The organism is Rhizobium sp. BK399, assembly GCF_014194695.1.
GTDB lineage: Bacteria > Pseudomonadota > Alphaproteobacteria > Rhizobiales > Rhizobiaceae > Rhizobium.
Genome location: NZ_JACIAH010000001.1, coordinates 382666 through 394830 on the forward strand (window position 1 = coordinate 382666; position 12165 = coordinate 394830).

The 12165-nt window shown below is 60.5% G+C and carries 11 protein-coding genes; 6 read left to right on the forward strand and 5 right to left on the reverse strand.

The features are described 5' to 3' along the window. Positions 1-28 precede the first annotated feature (28 nt). Positions 29-1411 carry a glutamine synthetase family protein gene (locus tag FHT97_RS01990; protein WP_183859519.1) on the forward strand — a complete coding sequence of 461 codons (1383 nt, stop codon included), beginning with the start codon at positions 29-31 and terminating at the stop codon, positions 1409-1411. A gap of 83 nt (positions 1412-1494) precedes the next feature. Here the strand turns inward: FHT97_RS01990 and FHT97_RS01995 are convergent, their stop codons facing one another. Further along, a complete protein-coding gene (locus tag FHT97_RS01995; protein WP_183859522.1) occupies positions 1495-2439 on the reverse strand; it encodes a diacylglycerol kinase family protein in 945 nt (314 codons plus the stop codon). 313 nt (positions 2440-2752) lie between these two features. On the opposite strand from FHT97_RS01995, the gene FHT97_RS02000 reads away from it, so the two are divergent. Then, entirely contained in the window at positions 2753-3967 is a 1215-nt protein-coding gene (locus FHT97_RS02000; RefSeq protein ID WP_183859524.1) for an MFS transporter, read from the forward strand. On the opposite strand, the gene FHT97_RS02005 is transcribed toward FHT97_RS02000, so the two are convergent. Further along, positions 3941-4339, reverse strand: a complete 399-nt coding sequence (locus FHT97_RS02005) for a helix-turn-helix domain-containing protein (protein WP_183751740.1) — start codon at positions 4337-4339, stop codon at positions 3941-3943. The two genes, FHT97_RS02000 and FHT97_RS02005, sit on opposite strands and share 27 nt — an antisense overlap. A 104-nt stretch (positions 4340-4443) precedes the next feature. Between FHT97_RS02005 and FHT97_RS02010 the strand changes: the two genes are divergently transcribed. Together FHT97_RS02010 and mgtE are read left to right on the forward strand one after the other, a co-directional pair. Continuing rightward, a complete protein-coding gene (locus FHT97_RS02010; protein WP_183859526.1) occupies positions 4444-5457 on the forward strand; it encodes a zinc-binding alcohol dehydrogenase family protein in 1014 nt (337 codons plus the stop codon). 282 nt (positions 5458-5739) lie between these two features. Beyond that, entirely contained in the window at positions 5740-7116 is a 1377-nt protein-coding gene (gene mgtE / locus FHT97_RS02015) for a magnesium transporter (protein ID WP_183859528.1), read from the forward strand. Between the two features lie 31 nt (positions 7117-7147). Here mgtE and FHT97_RS02020 read toward each other — a convergent pair whose 3' ends face one another. Beyond that, on the reverse strand, positions 7148-7621 hold the full coding sequence (locus FHT97_RS02020) for an Lrp/AsnC family transcriptional regulator (protein WP_183859530.1): 474 nt from the start codon (positions 7619-7621) through the stop codon (positions 7148-7150). 145 nt (positions 7622-7766) lie between these two features. Here FHT97_RS02020 and FHT97_RS02025 point away from each other — a divergent pair, with 145 nt between their 5' ends. Further along, on the forward strand, positions 7767-8672 hold the full coding sequence (locus tag FHT97_RS02025) for a DMT family transporter (protein ID WP_183859532.1): 906 nt from the start codon (positions 7767-7769) through the stop codon (positions 8670-8672). A gap of 85 nt (positions 8673-8757) precedes the next feature. Here the strand turns inward: FHT97_RS02025 and FHT97_RS02030 are convergent, their stop codons facing one another. Together FHT97_RS02030 and FHT97_RS02035 are read right to left on the reverse strand one after the other, a co-directional pair. Further along, entirely contained in the window at positions 8758-9273 is a 516-nt protein-coding gene (locus FHT97_RS02030) for a GNAT family N-acetyltransferase (RefSeq protein ID WP_183859534.1), read from the reverse strand. A gap of 9 nt (positions 9274-9282) precedes the next feature. Then, positions 9283-10947 carry an electron transfer flavoprotein-ubiquinone oxidoreductase gene (locus FHT97_RS02035; RefSeq protein WP_183859536.1) on the reverse strand — a complete coding sequence of 555 codons (1665 nt, stop codon included), beginning with the start codon at positions 10945-10947 and terminating at the stop codon, positions 9283-9285. A 247-nt stretch (positions 10948-11194) separates the two neighbouring features. On the opposite strand from FHT97_RS02035, the gene FHT97_RS02040 reads away from it, so the two are divergent. Next, positions 11195-11983, forward strand: a complete 789-nt coding sequence (locus tag FHT97_RS02040) for an SDR family oxidoreductase (RefSeq protein ID WP_183859538.1) — start codon at positions 11195-11197, stop codon at positions 11981-11983. Positions 11984-12165 lie beyond the last annotated feature (182 nt).

Below are 12165 nucleotides of genomic sequence, written 5' to 3' on the forward strand. Positions count from 1 at the left end.
GAAAGCCTCATCTCAATAGGCTACGAGCTTGGCCTTCTCCGAGGGGATTTTCAAGATCATGGCAGAGGACACGGATCACGGTACAGCAGCGAGCGGTAACGCGCGCATCGAGCTCCTGCTCGTCGGCATGAATGGCGACCTGCGCGGCAAGCAGATTCCACTCGACGCCCAGAACAAAATCTGGGCCGGCGAAGTCCGCCTTCCCTCCTCCACGCAGTCGCTCGACATCTGGGGCGATGACAACGATGACATCACTGGCCTCTCGCTTTCCGTCGGCGACCCGGACGGCAATTGCATTCCGGACGAACGCAGCCTGACGCCAATGCCATGGGCGCCGGAAGGGTCAATGCAGGTCCTTGCAACGATGCATGAATTCGACGGCACGCCAAGCTTCATGGACCCTCGAGCGATTCTTGCCTCAGTGCTGAAGCGGTATGATGAGCGCGACCTCACACCGGTTGTGGCGACTGAGCTGGAGTTCTACGTAGTCGATCCGAACTGGCGTGAGACTGGCCGCCCCTCGCCGCCGGTCAGCCTCACCTATCAAGGGGAAGCGAACGGCTTTCAACTCTACGACATGAGCGCTGTTGATGCGCTCGATGACTATCTGCAGACCGTGCGCGCCTATGCAAAGGCGCAAGGGCTGCCGGCCGATGCGACGACGGCGGAATTCGGCCCCGGACAGTTCGAGATCAACTTGCTGCATCGACCAGACGCGCTCGCGGCAGCCGACGACTGCATCTATCTGAAGCGCATTGTGGAACAGGCTGCACGCAAGCACGGGCTGAAATCCACCTGCATGGCCAAGCCATACTCCGATCATGCCGGCTCCGGCCTTCATGTACATGCCAGCGTCATCGACAAGGACGGACGGAATATTCTGGATGCCAAACATGGTGAACCGCGCAAGCTGAAATCCGTCTGCGCCGGCCTGCTTCAAACCATGCGCGAGGCGCAGCTCGTTTTTGCGCCGTTTGCCAACTCCTATCGCCGCTTCCAGCCCGGCTCGTTCGCTCCCGTCGACCTCACCTGGGGATACGGCCATCGAGGCACCGCTGTCCGCATACCCGATCTGAACGGCCCAGCCGCTCGTATCGAACACCGCGTGGCAGGCGCCGATGCAAATCCCTACTTGCTGCTTGCCGCTATCCTCGGGGGTATGTTGCTCGGCATCGATTTCGAGCTTGACCCCGGCGAGGACACGACGCCATCCCATACACCTGGACACACGGCACAACTGACGCACGACTTCCTGACGGCAGTCGACGCTTTCCGTCTCTCGCCGTTCATCGCCGACATATTCGGCGAGCCCTATCAGAAACTCTACGGCGACACGAAGCGCAAGGAGGCCATCACCTACCTGCGCACAGTCTCGGATTTCGACTACCGCACCTACCTGTCTCGTCTGTAATGGTCACCCCTGGAAGCGGGCCGAGGGTTCATTTGATCCGACGGCAAGGCGGCCGATCCGAATCCGGCAGATGATTGCAACTGCTAGGGAGCAATTTCGCGTCGCTCGGCCTCATCAACCTGCGCCGCAAGTCCTTGCCGGACCAATACCTTGAGTTCGCCGGGATGCAGTTTCAGCGTAACGTCACGCTCTAGCGGACGCAATTCGCCATCCATCACGCAGTTCGCCTTTGAAGGCAGCTTCGGAAAGTGCAGATGCACCTCCGCTGGATGCATGACCATGACGTCTGCGTTCTCCCTCACCTTGCCTCGCAAGAGGTCGACCGCGAGACGCGCGACGCCGATCGGTTTCAGCGGCTTGGCGGTATAGAACCCCAGTTCGCCGCTGGTGAGGCAGTCTGCATAGAGCAAGGCGTTCTGACCGAAGGGGTTGTTCGAAATCGACACCGCGGAAACTCGGCGACGCTCATAGACGCCCCCCGCTGCAAACTCCACCTCGAATTCGGGCGGATTGAACACGACGCCAAGAGCGGCACGAGCGCTTGCCCCGATCTTTCCAAAACGCGAGCGGTAGGTATAGGAATTTCGATAGCGCACCATGCGCGCATGAAGCCCAGCTGAAAATTGATGAATGAATGGCCGACCATTCGCGCTGGCGATGTCGACGTGATCGACTTCGCCAAAGGCCAGCGTCTCCAACGCCATCCAAATGTCGAGCGGAACGCGCAGCGAGCGTGCGAAGAGGTTCATTGTCCCGGCCGGCACGACGCCAAGTGCAATTCCATTCTTCCAGGCTATCGAAGCTGCCGCGGAAATCGTCCCGTCGCCGCCACCGGCGACGATGCCATCGATATCGTCACGGCGGGCGGCCCGTTCCATGGCTGGCACGATCTCCTTGCCGGAAAAGACGATCGCATTGAAATCGTGGCCAGCCTCCCTGAACACGGCTTCGGCCCGGTTTTCATAGGCTTCCATATCGGTGGTCCTGAAAGTCCCGCCATCGCGATTGAAAAAGCCAATAAGTTTCATATGGTTCCCGTTGTCCGCAGCAAGAAGCGACGACCTGTCCGGCGCTGCTAAGAGATGGTCCTTACACCCACGATTTCAAGCTAAAGCCTGTTTTACGAACGCCGAGATCGGCAGCAGCACCGCCGAATTTGCAAGGGACGTATGCATATCGGGCGACGCTGCACTGCAGAAAATGCACTCGACGCCTGGCGGTCAATCATCGATAGATGGGATAGTGGAGGATGCCTCCATTTCCCTTCATCTCTGGCCGACCGGTTCTGGCTGCGCCCGCGCCTTGTCCGTACGTCACGCATCGAATGCCAAGGAGTGCCTCTTGAGCCAGGTCGCCGTAAACGATTCCATCGACGTCAATCCGGTAGACACCGCCCCGTCGCCAATGGCTATCGCGCTCGTGCAACTGGCGCTCGCTTGCGGCGGCTTTGGAATCGGCACCGGCGAGTTCGCGATCATGGGCCTCCTGCCCAACGTTGCCGACACCTTTTCGGTCACAACGCCACAGGCAGGCTACGTGATCAGCGCCTATGCACTGGGCGTCGTCGTCGGCGCACCCATCATTGCCGTGCTTGCCGCGAAGATGGCCCGCCGCTCGCTGCTCCTGCTGGTGATGGGCATCTTTGCGATCGGCAACATCTTGAGCGCGATGGCGCCGACCTTCGAAAGCTTCACGCTGATGCGCTTCATCACCGGCTTGCCGCACGGAGCCTACTTCGGTGTTGCAGCGATCGTGGCGGCCTCGATGGTGCCGACGCACAAGCGCGCCCGCGCCGTCGGTCGCGTCATGCTCGGATTGACGGTTGCGACCCTGCTCGGGACACCACTTGCGACCGTGTTCGGGCAGTCACTCAACTGGCGCCTTGCCTTTACGATCGTCGGTATCATCGGCCTTCTGACGGTCGCGCTGATCTGGTACTACGTGCCGCGCGACCGCGTCGCCGAAGGCGCAAGCTTCAAACGCGAGCTCGGCGCCTTCAAGCGCCCACAAGTACTGCTGACGCTTGCGACGGCATCCGTCGGTTTCGGCGGGATGTTTGCCATGTTCAGCTACATCGCGCCCACGACGACACAGGTCGCCATGCTGCCCGAGAGCATGGTCGCCGTGATGCTGATCATCTTCGGCATCGGCATGAATGTCGGCAATGTCGTCGGCTCCTGGCTGGCCGACAAGTCGCTAATGGGGACGATCGGCGGCAGCCTCGTGTTCAACATCGTCGTGCTGACATTGTTCTCCCTGACCGCCGCCAATCCGTTCATGCTGGCGCTTTGCGTTTTCTGCATCGGTTGCGGCTTCGCAGCCGGTCCAGCCGTCCAGACCCGCCTGATGGACGTCGCCGCGGACGCGCAGACACTTGCTGCGGCATCGCATCACTCAGCGTTCAACATTGCGAACGCGCTAGGCGCCTGGCTGGGCGGCCTCGTGATTGCCGGGGGCTACGGGTTCGCCGCGACGGGCTATGTCGGCGCGATCCTGTCGTTCATCGGCATCTTTGTGTTCGCTGCGTCCCTAAGCCTTGATCGCCGCAGTCGTTGAGTCGGCCGAGACATCCCGAAGATAGCGACCATCGGGCAGGCAGAAGACGTTTTCCTCACCCCAGACGGCAAGCGCCTTGATGACAGGCTTCAACGTCAGGCCAAGTGGCGTCAACGCATAGTCGACGCGCGGCGGAACGACCGCAAAGACCGTCCGCGAAACAAGGCCCGAGCCCTCGAGTTCACGCAGCTGCTTGGTGAGCATCCGCTGAGTGACGGAGGGCAATTTGCGGCGCAGCTCATTGAAGCGCAACGTCCCGCCCATCAGATGGAAGAGGATCACCCCCTTCCACTTTCCATCGAGAAAACTCAATGTCGCCTCAACGGGGCAACCCGGAAAATTGCGGGTCAGCTTGGCGCGGGGAAGCGACATTTGACAGTATCCTTTTTGGTACTACGTACAGAATTTGTGCATTCTTGCAGGTATCGAACATAAGACGCATCTAGCCTCTGTGCAAACGAACACAGGAGTTTCCCATGCGCGCAGTCGCCTACAAGGTTCCCCAGCCTATTTCCGCTGAGACCTCTCTCATCGACGTCGATCTGCCAGTCCCGGAAGCGAAAGGCCGCGACCTCCTGGTCGAGATCAGGGCGGTTTCCGTCAACCCGGTCGACGTGAAGGTGCGCGCCGGCGTGGCGCCGACCAGTGAGGAACTGAAGGTGCTTGGCTGGGATGCTGCCGGCGTCGTGAAGGCAATCGGCCCAGAAGTGACGCTTTTCAAGGTAGGCGACGAGGTCTTCTACTCCGGTGTGATCAGCCGGGCCGGCACCAATGCCGAATTTCATCTCGTCGACGAGCGGATCGTGGGGCACAAACCGAAGAGCCTTGGCTTCGCATCGGCTGCCGCTTTGCCCCTGACGTCGATCACCGCCTACGAGGCGCTCTTCGACCGGCTGAGGGTACATGATCCGGTTCCTGGGGCCGCTCGTGCCGTTCTCATTATCGGCGGCGCCGGCGGCGTCGGATCGATCGCGATCCAGATCGCACGCGCCCTGACCGACCTGACGGTCATCGCGACGGCGTCCCGTCCCGAGACGAGCGCATGGACCCAGGAACTCGGCGCCCACCACGTGATCGATCACGCGCAGCCGATCGCGGCACAGGTCACAGCGCTTGGACTTGGCGATCCCGGCTTTGTGTTCTCAACGACGAACACCGACCAGCACATCAAGGAGATCGTGGACGTGATTGCGCCGCAGGGCCGCTTCGCTCTGATCGATGATCCGAAGATGCTCGACATCATGCCGTTCAAGCGCAAGGCCGCATCGATCCATTGGGAGCTGATGTTCACACGGCCGCTCTTCGGTACCCCCGACATGATCGAGCAACACAAGCTGCTCGAGAAGGTCGCCGAGCTGGTCGATGCCGGCAAGATCCGCACGACGCTCAGCGAGACACTTGGCCCAATCAACGCCACGAACCTGAAAAAGGCGCATGCAATGATCGAAAGCGGACGGACGAAAGGAAAACTTGTCCTGGAAGGTTTTTAACACCGGTCATCGACCGGCGGAGAGTGCCAAACGGGTGCCGCGCCGAGGGTGCGGCATTCTGGCACCAAGCACCTCAAGCGCTTGACTTTTTTGCCGATTGAGACCACCTACAGCCTTACGCGGATTACGTCCGTTTTCCGCGGATATCAACGGAGCCATCATCACGATGCCAAGCGACAGTAGCAGTCGATTGCCTTTGCCGTACGCGGCCCTCGTGCGCTGACCTGACTCTGTCGGGCTCGCCCGTTGGACGCTACGGCGGATCGACGGAAAGGCGAGCTTATGAACATCAATCGCTTCCCACTGCGGGCGGGCCATGCCGCTCGTTTCTTCAGCAGCGACCACCTCGGACCGATCACCACGGCAGAGCGTGTCGAGCAGCTGAACACACTTGAAATATCCGAAGCCGCAGCAATCCTGGTTACGCTGCCGCAGCAAAAGGCCGTGCGTATCCTGGGCCGACCCGAGTTGCATTACGCAGCAGCAATCCTTGCCGACATGCCGGTCGAGCACGCCTCACGGCTGCTGAACGCTCTTGCGAACGACCGTGTTGCCGACCTCTTTCAGGAAATGAACGAGGAAGCTCGGGCCCATCTCTTTTTGCGGCTCGACCGCACGACCTGTCTCGCCGTCCAGCACCTGATGGCCTACCCGCCCCGCACGGCTGGCAGCATCATGACGACGGAGTTCGTCAGCGTGCCGGACACCTGGACGGTCGAGCAGACGCTGGAACATGTGCGCAAGGTCGAGCGGTCGCGCGAGACGGTCTATGCCATCTATGTGCTCGATGCCGTCAGCCGCGTGCTGACCAGCGTCGTCACGCTCCGCCGCCTCATCACCGGCGATCCCGGTGAATCCGTGCTGACTGTTGCGCAGAAGGAAGGGGTTGTGCGTGCCGATCCGCTGATGACGCAGGAAGATGTCGCCCGGCTGATCCGCAAGCATAATCTGCTCGCCCTGCCCGTCGTAAGCGATGACGGCCACATGCTCGGCATCGTCACGGTCGACGACGTGATCGACACGATGATCGCCGACCAGACAGAAGATGCCCAGAAGTTCGGCGGCATGGAAGCGCTTGGCAAGCCGTACATGAAGATCGGCTTCGCCGGGATGATCCGCAAGCGTGCTGGCTGGCTCTGCGCCCTGTTTCTCGGCGAAATGCTGACGGCAAGCGCCATGCAGCACTTCGAAGGCGAACTGGAGAAGGCAATCGTGCTGACCCTGTTCGTGCCGCTGATCATGAGCTCGGGCGGCAATAGCGGGTCGCAGGCAACGTCGCTGATCATCCGGGCGCTGGCGCTCGGGGAGCTCAAGCTCTCCGACTGGTGGCGTGTGCTGCTGCGCGAACTGCCGACCGGCATAGTGCTCGGGGCGATCCTTGGCCTCGTCGGCTTCGTCCGCATTCTGCTCTGGCAGAATATCGGACTCTATGACTACGGCGAGCATTGGGTCCTTGTCGGTGTAACGATCTTCGCTGCATTGATCGGCATCGTCACTTTTGGCTCGCTGGCTGGCTCGATGCTGCCCTTCGTGCTGCAGAGGCTGCGGCTTGATCCGGCAAGCGCTTCGGCTCCGTTCGTCGCGACGCTCGTCGATGTGAGCGGGCTGGTGATCTACTTCTCGGTCGCGCTGCTGATCCTCAGCGGGACGCTGCTGTAAGAATGAAGCGGGGCCTGATCGGCCCCGTTTCTTATTTCGGCTCCGGCAACTTCAGCGCTCCGTGGGTTTTCATGCTTCGAATGGCGAAGTTCGAGCGGATGTCGCTGACATTCGGCAAGGTCAGCAGCGTGTCGGTCAGCAGCCGCTCATAGGCCGCCAGATCCTCGACCACGACCTCCGCCAGGAAGTCTGCCGTTCCAGAGATCAGAAAGCAGGAAACCACTTCCGGGATGGCGAGCAACGCTGCCTCCTGCGCCCGCGCGTTCTCGCGGCTGTGGTGGGCGACCTTGAGTTCGACGAAAACCGTCAGGCCGAGGCCGACTTCCTTGCGATCGATGTCGGCGCGGTAGCCGCGAATGACGCCCGTCTTTTCGAGGTTGCGGATGCGACGCAGGCAAGGCGACGGCGAGAGATTGACCTTTTCGGCAATATCCACGTTGGTCGCTCGCGCATCCTCCTGTAGGCACTTGAGGATCGCCAGATCGAATTTATCCAGATTTGGCATGCTCGATAAAATCCTTATGGAATTTTGGCAGATAGTTGCTCACGCTAACCTTCTGAGGGCAGAGATAGCAAGGACATGCCTGACCATTTCCGCCTAATCTTCTCTCAACCGGGCCACCTCCGGACGATCATGAGAGGAGACATCGATGAGTGCCGTAACCTTTGCCAACAACGAAAAGGCCACCTCGACGACGGTCGGATATGCCGGTGCCGTCGTCACGGTTCTGATCTGGGCTGCATGGATCCTCGCAACCCGCCACAGCGCAGCAACGCAACTTACCACGATCGATATTGGTCTAATCCGCTACGGCATTCCGGCATTGGTTCTCGCGCCTGTCTGGTTGAAGACGGGACTGCTGCCGAAGGGCGTGCCGGTCGGGCTGCTCGTCACGATGGTCGCCGGCGCGGGCGCGGCGTTCTTCCAGCTGACCACGTCCGCCATTCACTCCACGCCGGCTTCGGCTGCCGGTATCCTGCTCGGCGGCTCGATGCCGCTCGCCACCGCGCTCATTGGCGTCCTTGTTTTCCGGGAACGGCCGGACCCCATGCGTGCACTCGGTCTTGTCGCAATCGTTGCGGGCGTGGCCATCTTGCTGGTCTGCAGCCTCGCCGGTGCGGCTCTACCCTGGAGCAGCTTTGTCCTCTTGCCGATGGGAGCAATTCTTTGGGCAAGCTACACTCATGCCTTCCGCCGCTCCGGTCTGACGGCACTGCAGGCCAGTGCGCTCATCGCCATCTGGTCCTTCCTGATCCATGTCGGCTTCGCGGTCATGTTCGGCACCTCGATCGCCAGCGCTCCGTTAACCGAAGTCGGCCTGCAGATCCTGAGCCAAGGCATCCTGTCCGGCCTTGTTGCGACTGTCGCCTATGGGCTTGCTGTTCATGCACTGGGCGGCACACAGGCTGCCGCCTTTACGGCGATCACACCGGTGCTCGCAACGATCGGCGGCGGCCTGCTGCTTGGGGAGGAGATCGGTATCGCAGAGATTGCAGCTGCCGTTATCACAGGCCTCGGCGTGGCACTCTCGACCGGCATCGCTTCGCGCCGATAGCTCGGCCCACGGGTCGGCGGTCACTCCGCCGACCTGTTTCCAGTTTTTGGCAATGCATTGCCTCTTTGCGCTGGTGATTGCCGCTTCAAAGCGCAAGAATCATCGCAACCCGCCGTTCCGGATCCATCCCGACAGCGAGTTCGTGATCCAGCTTTTTCTGCAGGAACTGCGGCACGGCCTCCACCTTCGGCAACGTAAAGCCGAGGGAGGCGTAGAAGGGAGCATTGAAGGGAACGTAGCGATCCGTTGTCAGCGTCAGAGCCGGCAGCCGGCGCGCCTCGGCGATCTCGACCGCAGCCCCCATCAAGCGCCGCCCAATTCCCTTACGCTGCGTTTCCCGGCAGACGTCCAGTTCGATGACATAGAGCGTACCTTCGATCTCCTCCGCCGCTAGAAAACCGACCGGACGATCACCATCATCGACGGCAACGAGCAGCAGGCCCGCATCGAGCGACCCTCGCAGCACATCCAGCGGTAGCGTGTGCGCTTCCCCGACCACGCCAAGCGCCTCCGCCAGCGTTGCGAAGGCGTCGATTTCGACCTCCGTCAAGCGCGGCAGTTCATCGAGACGCGCCGGCCGAATGATGCAGGCGCTGCCCATGCCGGCCTCTTACATATTCGGGTAAACAGGGCCCTCGCCGCCCTGCGGCGGCACCCAGTTGATGTTCTGGTTGGGATCCTTGATGTCGCAGGTTTTGCAGTGGACGCAGTTCTGGGCGTTGATGACAAAGGTTTCCTTACCGTCCTTCTCTACCCACTCGTAAACACCGGCCGGACAGTAGCGGGTCGAGGGACCGGCAAAAATGTCGTGCTCGGACGAGACCTGCAGCGCCATGTCCTTGACCTGCAGATGCACCGGCTGATCTTCCTCATGATTGGTGTTCGACAGGAACACCGAGGACAGACGATCGAAGGTGAGGACACCATCGGGTTTCGGGTAAGCGATCGGCTTGTGCTGCGAGGCCGGCTCCAGCGAGGCCGCGTCGGTCTTTCCGTGCTTCAGCGTGCCGAAGATCGACAAACCGAAGAGCTGGTTCGTCCACATGTCGATCCCGCCGAGTGCGACGCCGACCGCCGTGCCGAACTTCGACCACAGCGGCTTGACGTTACGCACCTTCTTCAGGTCCTTGCCGATGTCGCTTGAACGCCAGTCGTTCTCGATCTCGACAACCTCATCATTGGCGCGACCAGCGGCGATCGCCGCCGCGATGCGGTTCGCCGCCATCATGCCCGACAGCACGGCGTTGTGGCTGCCCTTGATGCGCGGCACGTTGACGAAACCCGCCGAACAGCCGATCAGCGCGCCGCCAGGGAAGCTAAGCTTCGGCACCGACTGATAGCCGCCTTCGGTGATGGCACGCGCGCCGTAGGAAAGCCGCTTGCCGCCCTCGAAAGTGGTGCGAATGGCCGGATGCGTCTTGAAGCGCTGGAATTCCTCGAAGGGATAGAGGTAGGGATTCTTGTAGTTCAGGTGGACGACAAAGCCGACGGCGACAAGATTGTCCTCGAGGTGGTAAAGGAAGGAGCCGCCTCCGGTCTTCATGCCGAGCGGCCAGCCGAAGGAGTGCTGCACCAGACCCTGCTTGTGGTGCTCAGGCTTCACTTGCCAGAGTTCCTTGATGCCGATGCCGAACTTCTGCGGCTCACGATCCCTCGACAGATCGAACTTGGCGATCAGCTGCTTGGCGAGCGAACCACGCACGCCTTCGCCGATCAAAACGTATTTGCCAAGCAGTGCCATGCCGCGGGTATAGTTCGGGCCGGGCTCACCGTTCTTCTCGATGCCCATGTCGCCGGTGGCAACACCGATCACCGCACCTTCGTCATTGTAGAGGACTTCGGTTGCGGCGAAGCCCGGATAGATCTCGACGCCGAGTTCCTCAGCCTTGGTGGCCAGCCAACGACAGACATTGCCGAGCGAGACGATATAGTTCCCATGGTTGCTCATCAGCGGCGGCATCAGGATGTTCGGCAGACGCACAGAGCCGGCCGGACCGAGCACTAGGAAGTGGTCGTCTGTCACCTCGGTCTTGAACGGATGGTCGGCTTCGTTGCGCCAGCCGGGCAGCAGACGATCGATGCCGATAGGATCGACCACGGCACCCGACAGAATGTGCGCGCCGACTTCAGCCCCCTTTTCGAGCACGACGACCGACAGCTCCGGATTGACCTGCTTCAGACGGATCGCAGCCGACAACCCCGCAGGACCACCACCGACGATCACCACGTCGAATTCCATGCTTTCGCGTTCGGGCAGCTCAGTCGTATCGGTCATGCATCCATCTCCGCTTGGCCGACATTGCGGCCATATTCCCCTTGATGGGGTTATCTCTTGTCAAAACAGGGGCGTATTGTCGAGCCGGGAAACGACAGCGAATCCCCCAATTCGCGCAACAGCATTTCTAGGATCAAATAATTATATACCGTTTACGTAAACGTCAAATGATAAACAAATGACCGACACCGCTTTCGTCTCCGGTCGCAGCGCCGTATAGAGAGAGGAGCGATTGGAGGAATTTGGCATGGATCTCGGCATCAAGGGTAGACGCGCGCTGGTGCTGGCGTCGTCGCGCGGATTGGGTCATGGCATCGCCGTGGCTTTGGCGCGTGAGGGAGCACACGTTCTCCTGTGTGGCCGCAGCGGCGAGACGCTGGAGGCGAACTGCCGCGCCATCAATGCTGAAGGAAACGGCAAAGCCGATTGGATCTGGGCTGACCTTTCCGATGAGAATTTCGTGGAAACAGTGACCGCCGCGGTACAAGCCAAGCTTGGCGGGGTCGATATTCTAGTCAACAACACCGGCGGCCCAACTCCGGGGACGACGCAGGATATGACGTCCGAGAAGCTGGAAACCTATTTCTTTTCGATGGTTCTGCGGGTCATTACCCTCACCAATGTGCTTTTGCCATCCATGAAGGAACAGGGCTGGGGACGTATCCTCACCGTCGCATCATCGGGTGTCATTGAGCCCATTGGCAATCTGGCCCTTTCAAACACCCTACGCCCCGCCCTCGCCGGCTGGAGCAAAACGCTGGCAACAGAGGTCGCGCGCTTTGGAATCACATCGAATCTCCTACTTCCCGGGAGCATTCTGACTAGCCGGACCGATGACCTCGATGGAGCCGCCGCCAAACGGACTGGCAAAAGCCTCGAAGAAATCCGCGCCGCAAAGCAAGCTGCGATTCCCGTCGGCCGCTACGGAACGGTCGAAGAGTTTGCGGCAACCGCCGCTTTCCTCTGCAGCCAGCAGGCGAGTTACATCACCGGCAGTCTTGTGCGCTGCGATGGTGGGGCGGCGCGATCCGTCTGATCGAAAAGAAGAAATTGCAAAAGCGCGGGCAGCGGCACATCGCCGATGCTCAATAAATGTCATTCAGCACATTCTTTCATTACAAAAATTTAAGCCATTATAACCACTTAGTGATGGTCGGTTCGGCAATTGTGTCTTTTTTGCGCCGTAATAAGCGTGGTTCAATAGAGCCTCGATTTCCG